Below are 15,727 nucleotides of genomic sequence, written 5' to 3' on the forward strand. Positions count from 1 at the left end.
GCGGTCAGTTGGCTCCGGGCACTGACGGAACGCTGGTTCCGTCAGTGCCTGTGCTTTCTCCGTCAACGTCCGGTGCCATTCCACGGGACGTGGCGAACGCTACGCCCTCAAGGAACGCCTTCGCCCGCTGGGTTTCGGGGTAGGCCTCCAGGAGGCGCCAAAAGGCGGCGTTGTGTCCGGCGACGAGCAGATGCGCCAGTTCGTGCAGCAGCACGTAGTCGATCACCCATTGCGGCATGGGCCGCAGCTTGTCCGAAAGCCGGATGGTTCCGTCCGCGGGTGTGGCCGAACCCCAGCGGGAGTTCTGGTTGCTGACCCAGCGCACGGACGTCGGCACGGAACGGCCTCCCAGGTACTTGGCCGACAGTTCGGTTGCGTGCGCGGCCAGAGCCGCGTCCGTGGCCGGCCTGCGTTGTCCTGCCCCGCGCGACCGCCGGACTCCCTGCAGCCGGAGTTTCTCCAGCATCCGGTGGACCCATTCGCTTTCCTGTGCCTTGCTGAAATGCGCCGGGATGGCCACCACGGCCGTGCCGTTCTCCCAGAACGCGGCCACGGTCCGGCGACGGCGGGCGGAGCGGCGGACCACCACCGGGGCGCCGTCGGATGTGGTCAAGGGAACCGCTCCAGGCTGCGCGCGCCCGGCCATCAGGCGCTGCCGCTTTCTGTTAGGACTCCCAGCACGGCTTCGCCATACTTCTCCAGCTTCGAGGGACCGATTCCCGCCAGCTGGGACAATTCTTCGAGGGACGCCGGCCGCGCCTCCGCAATCGCCGTCAGCGTCGCATCGGTAAAGACCACGAACGCCGGAACGTCGGCGGCAAGGGCCACGTCCTTCCGCCACTGGCGCAGCGCGTCGAAGGTCTGTTCCTCATAGCTGGGCGGGCACTGGCTGCAGCGGCCCACTTTGCGTTCCGCGCCGGTGGACAGCATGCTCCCGCAGACCCGGCACATGGCAGGTGCTGCCGCCTTCCGCCGCGGGGCGGGGCCCTTGCCGCGCGCCGTCGAACTGGCCACTGAGTCCGGCCGAAGGCCGTCCAGGAAGCGGGACGGTTTCCGGTTGGCCCTACCGCCGGGGGTCCGGGCCAACGACCAGGACAGCGACAGATGCTCGCGCGCCCGGGTGATGCCCACATAGAGCAGCCGGCGCTCTTCGTCCACATCCTCCGGGGAGTCGGCGAATGAAATCGGCATGAGTCCTTCGCAGAGCCCCACGAGGAAGACGGCATCCCATTCGAGCCCCTTGGCGGCGTGCAGTGACGCCAGAGTCACCCCTTGCACGGTGGGGGCATGCTGGGCAAGGGAACGTTCCTGCAGTTCGTTGACAAAATCCGAGAGGCTGAATTGCGGGCCGCGGCTCACCACCAGCTCATCCGCCAGTGCAACCAGCGCGGCCAGCGATTCCCAGCGTTCCCGCAGGGCTCCGCCGTTGTGCGGGGCGGACTCCGTGTAGCCCAGGGATGCCACGATGTCCCGGACCAGCTGGCCCAGGGGCTCGGGCTCCGCGGTCTCCGCAGCCGCCCGGGTGGCAGCCCTGAGCTGCAGGATGGCGTCCCGGACTTCCTTGCGGGCGAAGAACCGCTCTCCGCCGCGCAGCTGATAGCCGATTCCGGCGGAAGCCAAAGCCTGTTCATAGGCCTCGGACTGCCCGTTGGTGCGGAACAGTACGGCGATCTCGCTTGCCGGCGTGCCGGCGTCGAGCAGTTCGCGGATCTTGATCGCAACGGTGGCGGCCTCGGCTTCGTCGTCCGCGCACTCGGTGAACTGCGGGGGCGGTCCGGGCTGCCGTTGTGCGACCAGTTTGAGCGGCGCCGCCCAGGCGGCATCCGCCACCGGGCCGCCGCTGCGCCGCCCCGCGAGCAGGTCATTGGCTAGCTTGACCACCTGGGGCGTGGAGCGGTAGTCCCGGATCAGCTTGACCACATTGGCGCCGGGGTACATGGCCTTGAAACCGAGCAGGTGTTTGGGTGAGGCGCCGGTAAACGAGTAGATGGTCTGGCTGGCATCACCCACGACGCACAGCTCGTCACGTCCTCCCAGCCAGAGTTCCAGGAGCCGTTGCTGCAACGGCGAGACGTCCTGGTATTCATCCACCACGAAGTGGCGGTACTGCTCGCGGACAGTGGCTGCCACCTTCGGGTCCTCCTGCAGGATCCCGACAGTGATCAGCAGTACGTCCTCAAAGTCGATGACATTGCGGTCCGTCTTGACGTCCTCGTACGACTGGAACACCCGCGCCACGGCTGTCAGGTCGAACCCGCCGGGGTTGCCGCGGTCCTGCGCATTCTCCAGGTAGTTCGCCGGCGTCAGCATGGACACCTTGGCCCACTCGATCTCCGAGGCGAGATCCCGGATGGAGGCGCGGTCCGTGCTGAGCCGCAGGCGGCGGGCAGCTTCGGCGATCATCTGCGCCTTGTGGTCGAGGAGATTCGGCAGCGCGCCGCCAACGGCCTGCGGCCAGAAAAATTGCAGCTGCCTCAGCGCGGCGGCGTGGAACGTCCTCGCCTGGACGTTGCCGACCCCCAGGTCGCGGAGCCTGCTCCGCATTTCCGCGGCCGCCCGCGCGGTGAAGGTCACGGCCAACAGCCGCTGCGGGCTGTAGACGCCCGAGTGCACGCCATAGGCAATCCGGTGGGTGATGGCACGGGTCTTGCCGGTGCCTGCGCCCGCGAGCACGCACAGGGGTCCGTTCAGCGTGCTCGCTACCTCGCGCTGTTCGTCGTCCAATCCGCCGAGAATGCGGTCTTCCAGGGACCGGCTGTCCAGCGGGGCGGCCTCGGGGGACGCGACGTCGCCGGTTCGTTCAAAATTGTCAGTTGTCACTTGTTGCTCATGTCACTTGGTGCTCGGTGGATCGGTGGTGTCAGTCGGCGGGGCTTTGTGCAGTGGAGTCATTCGTCCGCGGGGCGGTCCTGGATAACGCCGCCGTACCAGTGCTCAATCAGGGAACGGGCAATGGACAGCCGGCTGGAAATGACGATCTCCCCGCTCAGCACAGCGGCCTGGAGTTCAGCGCGGCTGAACCAGCGCGCCCGGGTGACCTCCACGCCGTCGGGCGTTGCCTCGGTGTCCGGCGTCCTGGCCGTGAACCCCAGCATCAGGGAGGCGGGAAAGGGCCAGGACTGCGAACCAAGGTACTGTGCGGCCGTGATCCGGACACCCACTTCCTCCTGGATTTCACGGACCACCGCCTGCTCGAGGGACTCGCCCGGCTCCACGAATCCGGCCAGGGTGGAATAGTTCTTCGCATCGAGGGGTCCGCCGCCGCCCAGCAGGAGCCGGTCATCCGGGCCGACCACCGTCACAATGATGGCAGGATCCGTGCGCGGGTAGTGTTCGGAATTGTCGGCAGGACACCGCCGGACCCACCCCCCGGCTTCCACGAGCGTCGCCGCGCCGCACCGCGGGCAGTGAACGTGCGTTGCATGCCAGTTGGCGATGGCACTCGCTTCGATGAACAGTGCGGTGTCGGTGGGATCCAGGCGGGCAGCCACTTCCCGGAACCCCGTCCACACGGCGTCCGGCGGTATCCCGGCGATCCCGCGTTCAAACTGTTCCGCCCTGACCTCAAACGGCTCCGGCAGGACAAAAAGGACGATTTCCGTACCTTCGTCCAGGTGCGAACCGGCGAGGGTGGAACCGAGGTAGATGGTCATCGACGGCGGCGATCCGGCCTCGGCCAGGCTCTGCGCGAGCACGGCGGCGTCCGTCAACAGGAGGCTGTCGCCGCGGACCAAAGCCTGGCGGTGCGAGAGGACCATGGCCAGCGCCCGTCCTGAGCTGACCACGGAGTCAACCATGCCCGGTTTCATCCTGGCGCCCGATCCCCTGTCAATGAGGGCAGGACGGACCGGGAGGACTGTATCCATGAGGTGGTTCGCCGGAAGCCGCGTCAACGGCGGCGTACCGCCCCGGGACGCATTTTCTGTTAACTGGTTTTTGGATGCCGGGGACTCCGCAAGACTCATGTACCCACCGTACTGACTCCGGCTGACAATTGACATTTGCTCCGGCCGCTACAGCCGCGCGGGGAAGCGATCCCGGTGCTGCTTCGGCAAGGGAAATCGTCACGATCTGGAGACTCGCCGTAGTACATCGCCATGTTGGGCGCCAGTCAATCTACCGTGGATGGGTGAGAAGAAAACCGATCGAACTGGCAGCTGTAGCAACCGCGGCAGTCCCCGGACTGACGCCCACCGCCGTGAGTTCCGCCCCCGACGATCCGGCGGACTTCGATTCGGCCCTTCTCCTGGACTCCGAGGGGAAGCAGTGGCGGGTACGTTCGCCGCGCCACGCGGAGGCCAGCGCCCGGCTGGAAACGGAGTTCATGGTCCTCCGCGCGTTTGCCCCGGGAATCAGGGCCGAACTGCCCTTTCTGATGCCCACGGTGGCCGGCACCGTGCGGCAGGGAGCACTCAGCACCTTTGTGTACTCGCATCTGGCGGGCACCACCCGCAGCGTCGAAGAGCTGACTGCAGGACCGGAAGGCCTCGCTCGGGAGGTGGGCGCGGCGCTGGCTGCGATCCATGACCTGCCGCGGACTTTGGTCAGCAACGCCGACCTCCCCAGCTACACACCCAACGAGTTCAGGCAGCGCAGGCTCAATGAACTCGACCAGGCCGCGACCACGGGGAAGATCCCTCCCGTGCTGCTGCGCCGCTGGGAACATGCTCTGGAGGACGTGTCCCTGTGGCGCTTCAATCCCTGCGTGGTCCATGGCGACCTGCACGAGGACAACATCCTGGTTGACGGCCAGCGCGTGACGGCTGTGACCGGGTGGACCGACTTGCGCATTGGCGATCCCGCCGACGACATGGCCTGGCTGGTCGCTTCCAATGAACAGGGCTTCGTGGACGCCGTGTTGCGTCACTACACGTCGAGCCGCAGGGATGCACCCGACGCCCACCTGCTGCGCCGCGCCGCGCTCTCAGCCGAGTTCGCGCTGGCCCAGTACCTGGTCAAGGGGCTGGCTGCCGGAGACCAGTCCATGATCGGCGAAGCCGAAGAAATGCTGGCATCGCTGGCCGAGGACATCACTGAGCACGGCGGACAGCCTATCAGCGTGGAACCTTTGCCGCAGTCCGTCCCGGCCGTCCACGTTGAACCCGTGCCGCTGGACGAGCCGTCCAGTGCGGCCGCCATGCCCTCGGTGCACGTGACGCCCATCCCGGTTGAACAGCCGGCTGATCAGGCCGCCGAAAAGGCCGCCGGATCTGATGCCTCCGCTCCGGCAGCAAACGTCAGCGAAGCGGGCCAGGCGGCCGGCGGAGCAGGGGAAACCTTTCCCCCGGCCCCGCCTGCAGCCGATGACACGTCCACCGCAGCCCTCAAGATTGTGGACGCGAAGTCCCACTAGCGGAAGCTGTTGCTTTTGCCAGGGCGGTGGTTCCGCCGAGGGCGGCTGTCACGATGTCTTCGAGCTGTTCCGCCGTACCAAGATCATGGGGGCGGACCACCTGGTTTTCGCCCACGTAGTAGAAGGCTGCCCGGACACTGTCCAGCGGAACGCCCTTGAGCCGTGCCCAGGCAAGACGGTAGACGGCCAGCTGGACGGCCTTCACCTTCAGCTGTCCCGCGGCGGGGCGGCGGCCTGTCTTCCAGTCCACGAGGTCCCAGCCGCCGTCGGTGTCCCTGAACACGGCATCGATCCGGCCGCGCACCACAACGTCACCGATGCGCGTTTCCACCGGAACCTCCACGTGGGCAGGCGCCCGGTGCGCCCATTCCGAATTCCTGAAGGTCTCCACCATGGAGTCCAGCCCGTACGCCTCGTCAATGTGGTTGTCCGAACCGGGTGCCTCATCCAGCTCCAGCATGCCTGCTTTGCCGAAGTATTCTTCCACCCAGGCATGGAAGGCCGTGCCTTTGCGGGCGGACATGCCTGGTTCCCGGGGAACCGGCCGCCGCAGCCGCGCCAGCACCGATTCGGGGTCGTCGCCCAGATCCACGAACGTCGAAGCGGAAATGTGGCCGGGCAGGTGGACGTCCTGTACCGCGGCCCTGCGGAATCGGCGCTCCAGCAACAGCTCAGCTTCCTGCGCCCAGTTGGCGGCGACGCCCCGGAGCTGCCGGGGCCCCTCGCCCGCAGCTGGATCTGCCGGGGCATCACTTGCCGGGTCCGTGGACATGGCCTCGCGGACCCGTCGTGCTGCCGTTTCCATCGCTGCACGGCGCCCCGGAACCAGCCTGAGCCTGACACCTGTCCGCGGATCGGCAGGCCCTTCCAGCGGATCATACGGCCACAGGGCCACTTCGAGGTCCTGTGTCAACGGACTTTCGGCAGGCAGCGCCGGCTCCTCCACCGATGCGGGATGCACGACGGCGGCGCGTCCGGCGGCCGCTTCCGCCGGCCCCCGGGCCTGCTCCTCCGCTGCGGCGGCTTCACCGTCGCCTGCCCCGACACCTGCAAGAGGTGCCAGCTCCGAGAGGAACGGAGACATCTCCGCCATTCCGGCCCGGGAACCGACCCAGGCCGCACTCGAAACCCACAGCACGAATTTGGCCCGGGTGTACGCCACATAGGCCAGCCTGCGCTCTTCGGCTTCGCCGTGCGCCTGGACGTCGGCTTTGAAGTCTTTTTCGGCGTCCAGCCAGCCTTTTTGATCCGGCTGGTCCGTGTCCCACTGGGGCAGGTCGGCACGGTCTCCCCGCAAGGGCCAGGGCAGGGCAGCGCTTCCGCTGCTCCAGCGCGAATCCCGGCTGCTGGGAAACGCTCCCGCGTTCAGGCCGGGGACGAAGACAACATCCCACTCCAGGCCTTTTGAAGCATGCACTGTCAGCAGCTGCACCGCTTCATGATTGACGTCCGGGGCAGCGACGTCCAGCCCGCCCTCCTCCGTTGCCGCGGCTTCCAGCCAGGCCAGGAACGCCAGGACGTCAACCCGGTGCGAGGTGTGGAGGAATCCGGCCGCGGCATCGTGGAATGCGTCCAGGTTTCGCCGCGCCTGGTGGATGCTGATGCCGGGACGGGCCGCCACTTCGATATCCAGTAGCATGGCCCGTTCCACTTCGCCCAGCAGAGTGGTGAGGTCATCGCCCATAAACCCCCTGAGCTGCCGGAGTTCAGCCGAGAGGGCATCCAGCCGGTCCAGGGCGTCGCGGCTCAGCGTCCGGCCGTGGGCCGAGGTCCATCCCTCCCGGGGCAGCCAGTCCAGGGCTTCCACCAGGCTGGCGGAATCGGTGATGTCGCTCTCGATGACCGCAGCGTCCGGATCGTCAGCCTCATCCCCTTCCTTGCCCGGGTGCCCTCGGCGGCGGGCCAGGAAAGATGACCAGTCCCGGAACGCCATGAGGTCGGCCGGGCCTATGCGCCATCGTGCTCCGGCGAGGAGCCGCATGAGGGAATCCGAACGTCCCGGATCCGCGAGTACCCGCAGCGTGGCGACCAGGTCCACGATCTCCGGGGTATCCAGGAGTCCTCCGAGGCCCACGATTTCGTAGGGGATCCCGCGCAGCTCAAACTCACGCCGGATGCATTCCATCTGTGCACGGCGGCGGCATAGGACCGCCATGGCAGGAGGTACGCGGTCGGCGCCGGCGGGTTCCTCGAAGTCCGTGACGCGGTACCGCAGGACATCCGCCGCGATGGCCCTGGCCTCGTCTTCGTCCGTTGCAAAGCGCCCGATGACGACCTTCCCGTCGGCTGCAGCCGGACTCGGCCGCAGCGGCGGGACCTCCACGGAATCCGCGGACTCCCGCTCCCCCGCCGGACCGGCGTGCATCGCGGCGGCGCTGAGGGGCGCCGAAATGACGTTTGCCGCGGAAAGGATGTTGCGCCCGTTGCGCCACGCGGTTGTCAGGTAAGAGGTTGGCGCGACCGCAAACGAGCCGCCGACCTGGACCGGAAATTCCCGGACGAAATGGAAGAGCTGGCCGGCGGAAGCCCCGCGGAACCCATAGATCGACTGGTTGGGGTCGCCCACCGCCGTCACGGCATGGCCGCCGCCGAAGAGCCTGGAAAAGAGCACCAACTGGGCGTGCGAGGTGTCCTGGAATTCGTCGAGCAGCACCACTTTGAAGCGCTGGCGTTCCACCTCGGCGGCCAGCGGAATCTCGCTGGCTACCCGCGCGGCAAGCGCCACCAGGTCGCCGAAGTCCAGCGCGCCGCGGACCCGCTTCGCGTCCGCATACCTGCCCACCATTTCGGCAACGCTGGCCCTGGTGCGCAGCATGGCCCCGAGTTCGCCGGCAGCCTGCGTCGGGTTCTTTTTGGCTCCGGCCACGTAGGGCAGGGCTTGAAATTCCGCCACCCGCTCCATTAGCCATTCCTGCACCTCGGCCGGATCACGGAGGTGTTCAGCACATTCGCCCGCGAGCTGGATGACGGCCTTCACCAGAGTCGATTTGGCAGCACGGAAGTGTTCGTATTCGCCGTCGAAGGCCTCAACAACTTCGCTCGCCAGCTGCCAGGCCTGCGCTCCGCCTAACAGGACAACATCACGTTCGACGCCGAGCCGGAGCCCGTAGTCGGACACAATGCCGCTGGCGTAGGAGTGATACGTGGAAACCTTGGGTTCCAGGGCATCCTCGCTGAGCAGGCCTGCGGGGAAAATCCTGTGTTCGGAGTCCTCCGCCGCGATCCGTTGAAGCGCCGACAACTTGGACCGGATCCGGCTGGCCAGTTCACCGGCTGCTTTGCGCGTGAACGTAACGCCCAGGACTTCTTCCGGCCGGACCCAGCCGTTGGCAACGAGCCACACCACACGGTCCGCCATAGTGGCGGTCTTGCCGGATCCGGCACCGGCAATGACCAGCCGCGGAGTGAGCGGCGAGGAAATAATGGCGGACTGCTCTGCGGTGGGGTTGTTGCGTTCGCCCAGCATGGCAGTCAGCTCTTCCGGGGAAAACCGCGGGGCCGGGACGTCGGGGGGCGTGGTCATTCAGTAACCTGCTTTCCGCGCGGACAAAGGGGACAAACCTCCGGCAGCCGGCAGCCATGGCCGCCGTGACCCGATTTTGCCGGATCGTGGCGCGCCTCGAAAGCACTGCCGGACATGAGCCGGGCGGCGTCATTCACCATGTCGAGCGCCCAGTTGTTATCGGAGCCCTCCAGCGGCTCCTGGACCTGGATGCCGGGGCTCTTGTTGCTCGTGCCAAGCTGGGCCAGCACGGCACCGCCGGGCTGAACAACGCCCGGCCGGATGTCGCCATCCGCTGTGCCGGGTTCCGTAAACCCTCCGGCCAGTACCGCGGCCTGGTAGGCACCCAGCTGGGGGTGGCGGGCCAGGTCTGCCTTGGACGGCTGGCGTTTGCCGGTTTTGAGGTCCACGATCACCAGGCGTCCTTCGGAATCGATCTCCAGCCGGTCCACCTGTCCGCGGAGTACCGCGGACCTGACCTCGGGCTCAGCATCAGTTGCCGCCGGTACCAAGGTTTCCGGCTGCGGGATGTCCACGATGTCAGGCAGTTTCACTTCGAAGTCCCGCTCTACGCCGACAAGGCTCCGGCCTTCGCTGCGCATGACCAGGATGTACTGTGCGAGCTTCCGGACCATGCTTTCGGCGCGCTGGAAATCCAGTTTGCCTTCCCAGTTGTCCTTCATGCCGAGGGCCGGCCACCGCCGGACCAGTTCCGCAAGGTATTCCGCGCCGGAAGCGTCCGGGAGATCCTGCGCGATGGCGTGGACCAGCGTTCCCAGGCTCCTGGCGAAGTCGGTGGCTGCTTCACCGCCGGCAGCCTGGATGAACCAGTCCAGCGGCGATTTCTGGACGGATTCCACCTTGGACGGCGAGACGAACACTGTTCCTCCGGGCGGAACGATCCGTTCTCCGGAAGAGAGCGGCGCGAGCCCCCACCAGGAATCGGGATGGGCACCGGGGACGGGCGGTTCGGCTGCGGCCAGGCCGGCTAGGACCCTTGCCGCTTCGACGGATTCAGCGGCGGACCCCCCGTCCAGTTGCGCATGCTGCCGAAGCTCGGCCACGAGGGCACGGAGGGTCATGGGCCGTTCCACAGGGGTGAACGTACGCCGGTCCTGCCCGGGATGAAGCGGCGCGACATAGTCGAGGAAAGAGGACGGCTGTTCGTCCTCCGATGAAACGGCGGTGCAGATCAACACCTCACGGGCCCGGGAAACCGCCGTGGAGAAACTGCGGAGTTCGTCGTACCGGATTTCCCGCAACCTGCTGATCGGCCCGAGTTGCAGGGCGTGCTCCACCCCGTGCTCCACGGCATCGGCGAAGAGCGTGCTGCCCAGGAGCTCCCCCCGGAGCCTGGTGTTGGGCCACACTCCTTCCTGGAGGCCAGCGATGATGACGACGGGCCATTCACGTCCGGCGGCACTTGCCGGCGTCATAAGTTCCACTGCATCTTCCAGCTGCGCGCGGGCCGCCAGGGTGTCCATGGGCAGTTCCTGGCTGAGCAGGTACTCAAGGAACTGGTCCGGGCCCGAGCCCGGCAACTGGTCCACATAGCGCTCGGCGGTATGGAAGAGGGCCATCATGGCGTCCAGGTCCCGGTCTGCCCTGGCCCCCGCCGCGCCACCGGCCAATGCGGCGTCAGTCCAGCGTGCGGCAAGACCTGTTGAGTTCCACAGCGCCCACAGCACTGTCTCCGCGTTTCCTCCCGGTGCCCGCGCCGCCGCCCGCCCGGCCTCGATCATGCGCGCCACACGCCTGGCAGAACGGCCTTCGATACCGGTGGTGGCCAGGGCGCCCGGCTCCAGCAGCGACTCGACCAGCAACGCATCGCTGGTGCGTCCGCCGCCGCCGAGGATCTCCTCGCGGCGCAATGTCTGGCGCAGCCGGCGCAGCTCAATGGAGGTTGCTCCGCCGATCCGGGAGGTCAGCAGTGCCACTGCCGCTTCAGGGGTCAGCGCGGCGGGATCCAGCGCCACGGCATAGGCATCAAGAAGGGGCCTGACTGCCACTTCGTCCCGGACGGCGGATTCCGCCACAGGAACCCGGACGGGAATGCCGTGGCCGGCCAGGTGGCGCTGCAGCTGGTTCAGTTGCCCGCCGTTCCGCACGATCACCGCGATGTCGCCCAGCTCGCGACCGTGGTTCAGGTGTGCATCCAAAATCCGCTGCGCCACATAACGCAGTTCCTGGACCGGCGACGGAAGGACGTGGCCCTCAACACCGCCGCCTGCCGGAACCGCGCCCGCGTCGGGGCCGTTGGCCTCCGGCCCGACGCCCTCCAGCCTGCGCGCGGACTGGCTGCCTGCCCGCTGGGAGATCCGTCCCGCCACCGAAAGCCAGGCCTTGGCGACTGCAGGCGTGTGGCGGTGGGTGTACCAGAGCGGGCGCTCCAGGACCGCAACCGGGACGGCAGCGTCCCGGGGGGCGCGTCCGCTCGCATCTGCAGGAGCCAGCAGGTGCGGCAACTCGGCCGTGAGGTCGGGCCGGGCACCGCGGAACCCCTGGACGACGGTGTCCGGCGAGGATGCCACATAGACATCCTTGCCTGACGCGATATCCGCCAACAGTTCGAACACGGCCGGGTTGGCTTCCTGGATGTCGTCCACCAGGATCAGCTGAAGGCGTTCCCGTTCGGCGGCCAGGAATTCGGGGGCATCCTGGAAGATTTGGCGGGCCGCAGTGATGATTCCCGCGGGGTCGAATGCCTCCGGCATCCGAAGGTCCAGTACGTCGCGGTATTCGGCGTACAGCGCGGCGGCAGCGATCCAGTCCGGACGGTTGCACTGCCGGGCCAAAGCCACCAAATCGGCGGGCGTCCGGCCGGATTCGATGATCCGGTCAAAGAGCTGGCGTACCTCCTGGCGGAAACCACGGGTCTCCAGGGCGGCACCGAGGTCTTCCGGCCACGGCAGCTCAAGACCAGGCAGGGCATGGCCCTCGAGCAGTTCCTTGATGATGAGGTCCTGCTCGGGTCCGGACAGAAGCCGCGGCGGCCGCGGCAACGGGAGGATGCCTTCCGCCTTGGCGCGCCGGATCAAGTCAAAAGCGTACGATGCCCAGGTGCGTGCCGGCGTAGTGCTGAGGCTCCGGTTAAGCCGGGCCGTGAAGCGGTCCCGCAGGGTGTCGGCAGCGAGGCGGCTCGGAGCCAGCACGAGCATTCTTTCCGGATCAAGGCCGTCGCGCTCTGCCCGGCGCACTGCCGCTTCGATGAGCACGGTGGACTTTCCTGTTCCCGGAGCACCCGGAACCAGCACCGGGCCGGAGCCGTGCGGAACGTCCACGGCCGCCTGCTGGTCCGGTGTCAGCACCGGAACGATGCTGTGGACCTGGCGTGGAGGGAGGAGTCTCAGGCCGGCGGCCGTTCCGGCAGGCCTGGCAACCGTTAGCTGCCCGGACTGAACCTCCGGGGAATCGCTGGTAAGTGTCACACAGTCATTTCATCATTGGGGGCGGACATTTTATGGAGCCGCCGCTCCAGCCGCTCGGCAATCAGGTCAATGAGGTCAAAGTCACCGTCTACCGGGGCCCAGCGCGCCTCGGCCAGGTCAACGCGCCACCGTCCTTCGCCGGTCCGGAGGAAGTCCAGGTAGCGGCCAAGGAGCGGAGTGTCTTCCTGGAGGTAGAAAGTCAGGGCTTCGCTTGCCAGCCCCTGGGGTGCTTCCCCGGTGGCCCTCAACACGCGCCACCAGGGAACTGAACTGCCGTGGTGGCTCATCACGGACCCCACCTGCCTCGCACCGCCGGAACCGAGGAGCTCAGCAATATCGCCGTAGGCCACTGCTGATCCCGGAGGGACGAGTTGGACTACGGACAGCACCGCCTCGACATACTCCGTGCGCATGAACCCAGCGTAGCGGTTCCCGTGCGGCGGCACGCCACGGCCTGGCACAAACACGCCACGGCCTGGCACAAAACTGTCGGTGGCAGCAGGTAGTTTTGAATCATGAGCAGCAGGAACACCAGCACCACCAGCACCGTCGGCAGCATCGTCGGCAGCACCGTCACCGCTTCCGGCACGTGGGACACGCGGCCACGTGCTGCGTTCGACTTGGAGACCACCGGCCGCAACTCGCGCGCCGCCCGGATCGTTACGGCGTCGGTCACGGTGGTGGATGCCGATGGAACTGTCATCAAGGAGCACGAGTGGCTCGCGGATCCTGGAATCGAGATCCCCGCCGAAGCCAGCGAAGTCCACGGCGTCACCACCGAAAAAGCCCGTCAAGAGGGCCGTCCGGCCGCAGAAGTGACCCGGGAACTGGCCTCCGTGCTGCAGGGGTTGTTCGACGACGGCGTCCCGGTCATTGCATTCAACGCGAGCTATGACTTCACGGTGCTGGCTGCCGAGTCAGCCCGCTACGGGATACCGCAGCTGGAGCGCTTTCCCGTGCTGGATCCCTACATCATGAACAAGCAGGTGGACCGGTACCGCAAGGGCAAGAGGACACTGACCGCGCTGTGCGAGGAATACAACGTTAACCTTGATAATGCCCACACCTCCGCCGCGGACGCTTTGGCGACGCTCCGGATGCTGGATGCCATGGCGGGCAAGTTTCCCAAGCTGCGCATGGCTGCCGGCCAGCTCCACCAACTGCAGGTCGGATGGGCGGCCCGCCAGGCCGCGGACTTCCAGACCTATCTGCGCAAGACCAAGCCCGCCGCCGTGATTGAAGGCGAGTGGCCCGTCCTCCCCCCGGAAGACGCCAGCAGGGGCGATTTCTAGCCGCCGCCCCGCACCGGGCCCCGGGGGGAGGCCCGCACTCTGGGATAAGGATCACAGTTGCCGACTGGTCCACGCTCCGGCAGGTTGGTTCGTGGCAATTTTGCCTATCGCCACGAGGCTGCACGAGCACCGCCGCAATTGGCCCTAGGCGGAACTTCCTGCTGCGGTAAGTGCCTCGCGCCGAACATTATGCGGAAGTGACTCACCTAAGGCTCCGCTGACATAATTAAGTTCAAAAGCGTGCTTGTGCTATGCCCTGCCCGAGGCCGACCTCCTGAGGATAAATGATCACAGTTACCGACCTTCGAAAGGTCTACCGCCAGGGGAAAAAGGAAGTAGTGGCCCTCGACGGCGTCACCCTTTCCGTTCCCAAGGGTTCCATTCACGGAATCATTGGCCATTCAGGCGCCGGAAAATCCACCCTGGTGCGGTGCCTGACGCTGCTGGATCGTCCGACGTCCGGGTCCGTCAGCATTGACGGCACAGAACTGAGTTCCGTGCGGGCCTCCGAAATCCGTGCGGCGCGGCGCCGTATCGGCATGGTTTTCCAGCACGCCAACCTCATGGACGCACGCACTGCCGCGGGCAATGTGGCCCACCCCCTGGAGCTCGTGAAGACGCCGAAGGACAAGATCCGGGCCAAGGTTGCGGAGCTGTTGTCCCTCGTGGGCCTCGAGGGGTTCGAAAACGCATACCCCTCCCAGCTCTCCGGAGGCCAGCGCCAGCGCGTGGGCATTGCCCGGGCCCTGGCTGCCGACCCCGATGTGCTGCTGTGCGATGAGCCCACCTCGGCACTGGACCCGGCGACCACTGACGAAATCCTGGACCTGATCCAGGACCTCACCAGGCGCCTCCAGCTGACCGTGCTCATCATCACCCACGAAATGAACGTCGTGAAGCGCGTCTGCGACTCCGTCTCCCTCCTGTCCAAGGGCCGCATCATCGAGCACGGCGCCCTGAAGGACGTGGCCGGAAACCTCGAGAGCAAACTGGCCAAGGCGCTCCTGCCGCTGCCGGCGTCCGAGCCCCTGAAGGGCGCCCTTCAAGGCGGAACGGTCCTGGAGATTCTGTTCGCGGGTGACAACGCCAAGGAGCCTGTGCTTACCAGCGTTGCGCGGCACTTCGACATCGACCTGAATGTCCTGGCCGGCAGCGTCGAAACCCTGGGCGGCCAGCAGTTCGGGCACCTCCGCGTCCAGCTCGCCGAGAATGCGGATGCTGACGCCGTCCTCGCCTACCTCCACCAGCGCGGAATAGGCGCAAAGGTGGCCGCGGCCAACACACCTGCCAGCGACCCCCTTGAATTGGATTCTGCGGAATCGGACGCTGCCGAAGCGAACGCTGCTGAATTCAACGACGTGACGGGAAGGAACTCATGAACGACATCTTTAGCAACCCCGTCCTTGCCAAGGCCCTGCCCGAGGCCATCGTGGAAACCCTGCAGATGGTCGGAATTTCGGCCTTCTTTACGGTGCTGGTAGGTCTGCCCCTGGGCGTCTTCCTGCACGTCACGGCGCCGGGCGGCCTGCGTCCGATGCCGGTCACCAACCGGATCATGAGTGACGTCATCGTCAACATCACCCGCTCCATCCCGTTCGCAATCCTGATGGTGGCCCTCATCCCGCTGGCCCGTCTGCTGACCGGCACGAGCCTTGGACCCGTTGCGGCATCAGTTTCCCTGTCCATCGGCACCATCCCGTTCTTTGCCCGCCTGGTGGAAACCTCGCTCCGGGACGTCCACCATGGCAAGATCGACGCGGCCCAGGTCATGGGTTCCACCAAGATGCAGGTCATCAACAAGGTGATGCTGCGCGAGTCACTCCCGGCCCTGGTAGCCGCCACGACCACCACCGTGGTCACCCTGGTGGGGTACTCGGCCATGGCCGGCCTGGTGGGCGGTGGCGGACTCGGGAAGCTGGCGTACAACTACGGCTTCCAGCGGTTCGATGTCACCGTCATGATCGTGACCATCGTCCTGATCATCGTTCTGGTGCAGGTCATCCAGCTGGTGGGCGAACGGATCTCCCGCAGCCTTGACCACCGCTAGGCAATCGCCACCGCCAAGCCATACCACCCATCAGCCGTTGTCCAACGGCCACGGCAATCTTCACCGCAGCAGGTAGCCGCCCGCTGTATCTGTGCCGGAGCGGAC

Annotated in this window: 10 protein-coding genes; 4 read left to right on the plus strand and 6 right to left on the minus strand. The window is 66.7% G+C overall.

Going from position 1 to position 15,727, the window contains the following annotated elements; translation table 11 throughout:
* Positions 1-4: 4 nt before the first annotated feature.
* From TV39_RS14260 to nudC, 3 genes are all read right to left on the minus strand, one after another.
* Complete coding sequence (locus TV39_RS14260; RefSeq protein ID WP_043482706.1) at positions 5-646, minus strand: M48 metallopeptidase family protein; 642 nt, start codon at positions 644-646, stop codon at positions 5-7.
* Entirely contained in the window at positions 646-2,820 is a 2,175-nt protein-coding gene (locus TV39_RS14265) for an ATP-dependent DNA helicase UvrD2 (RefSeq protein ID WP_442853500.1), read from the minus strand. Before TV39_RS14265 ends, TV39_RS14260 begins: the two co-directional genes overlap by 1 nt.
* A 68-nt stretch (positions 2,821-2,888) precedes the next feature.
* Positions 2,889-3,866 carry an NAD(+) diphosphatase gene (nudC, locus tag TV39_RS14270; RefSeq protein ID WP_235347398.1) on the minus strand — a complete coding sequence of 326 codons (978 nt, stop codon included), beginning with the start codon at positions 3,864-3,866 and terminating at the stop codon, positions 2,889-2,891.
* Between the two features lie 263 nt (positions 3,867-4,129).
* On the opposite strand from nudC, the gene TV39_RS14275 reads away from it, so the two are divergent.
* Positions 4,130-5,353 (plus strand): macrolide 2'-phosphotransferase, encoded by a 1,224-nt coding sequence (locus TV39_RS14275; RefSeq protein ID WP_043482709.1) that lies wholly within the window; start codon positions 4,130-4,132, stop codon positions 5,351-5,353.
* On the opposite strand, the gene TV39_RS14280 is transcribed toward TV39_RS14275, so the two are convergent.
* From TV39_RS14280 to TV39_RS14290, 3 genes are read right to left on the minus strand one after another with little or no spacing between them, the layout of a single operon-like run.
* Positions 5,325-8,876, minus strand: coding sequence for an ATP-dependent helicase (locus TV39_RS14280; RefSeq protein WP_043482712.1), 3,552 nt, complete (start codon positions 8,874-8,876; stop codon positions 5,325-5,327). The two genes, TV39_RS14275 and TV39_RS14280, sit on opposite strands and share 29 nt — an antisense overlap.
* Positions 8,873-12,283: an ATP-dependent DNA helicase gene (locus tag TV39_RS14285; protein ID WP_043482713.1), complete on the minus strand. Its 3,411-nt coding sequence runs from the start codon at positions 12,281-12,283 to the stop codon at positions 8,873-8,875. The genes TV39_RS14280 and TV39_RS14285 overlap by 4 nt, the downstream gene beginning before the upstream one ends.
* Entirely contained in the window at positions 12,280-12,696 is a 417-nt protein-coding gene (locus TV39_RS14290; protein WP_043482714.1) for an MGMT family protein, read from the minus strand. The genes TV39_RS14285 and TV39_RS14290 overlap by 4 nt, the downstream gene beginning before the upstream one ends.
* Before the next feature lie 102 nt (positions 12,697-12,798).
* Between TV39_RS14290 and TV39_RS14295 the strand changes: the two genes are divergently transcribed.
* From TV39_RS14295 to TV39_RS14305, 3 genes are all read left to right on the plus strand, one after another.
* The gene (locus TV39_RS14295) at positions 12,799-13,575 is read left to right on the plus strand and encodes a 3'-5' exonuclease (protein WP_235347399.1); all 777 of its coding nucleotides are present in this window, start codon (positions 12,799-12,801) and stop codon (positions 13,573-13,575) included.
* A gap of 284 nt (positions 13,576-13,859) precedes the next feature.
* Entirely contained in the window at positions 13,860-14,954 is a 1,095-nt protein-coding gene (locus TV39_RS14300) for a methionine ABC transporter ATP-binding protein (RefSeq protein WP_043482716.1), read from the plus strand.
* A complete protein-coding gene (locus TV39_RS14305) occupies positions 14,951-15,622 on the plus strand; it encodes a methionine ABC transporter permease (RefSeq protein WP_043482717.1) in 672 nt (223 codons plus the stop codon). The genes TV39_RS14300 and TV39_RS14305 overlap by 4 nt, the downstream gene beginning before the upstream one ends.
* The last annotated feature ends 105 nt before the right edge of the window (positions 15,623-15,727 follow it).

The sequence above is a fragment of the Arthrobacter sp. SPG23 genome (assembly GCF_000876655.1).
GTDB lineage: Bacteria > Actinomycetota > Actinomycetes > Actinomycetales > Micrococcaceae > Arthrobacter.

What these genes read in the sequence shown, in the direction of transcription:
- TV39_RS14260 (WP_043482706.1), bottom strand. Translation starts at nt 646, where the DNA reads ATGGCCGGGCGCGCGCAGCCTGGAGCGGTTCCCTTGACCACATCCGAC.
- nudC (WP_235347398.1), bottom strand. Translation starts at nt 3,866, where the DNA reads ATGGATACAGTCCTCCCGGTCCGTCCTGCCCTCATTGACAGGGGATCG.
- TV39_RS14280 (WP_043482712.1), bottom strand. Translation starts at nt 8,876, where the DNA reads ATGACCACGCCCCCCGACGTCCCGGCCCCGCGGTTTTCCCCGGAAGAG.
- TV39_RS14290 (WP_043482714.1), bottom strand. Translation starts at nt 12,696, where the DNA reads ATGCGCACGGAGTATGTCGAGGCGGTGCTGTCCGTAGTCCAACTCGTC.
- TV39_RS14295 (WP_235347399.1), top strand. Translation starts at nt 12,799, where the DNA reads ATGAGCAGCAGGAACACCAGCACCACCAGCACCGTCGGCAGCATCGTC.
- TV39_RS14300 (WP_043482716.1), top strand. Translation starts at nt 13,860, where the DNA reads ATGATCACAGTTACCGACCTTCGAAAGGTCTACCGCCAGGGGAAAAAG.
- TV39_RS14305 (WP_043482717.1), top strand. Translation starts at nt 14,951, where the DNA reads ATGAACGACATCTTTAGCAACCCCGTCCTTGCCAAGGCCCTGCCCGAG.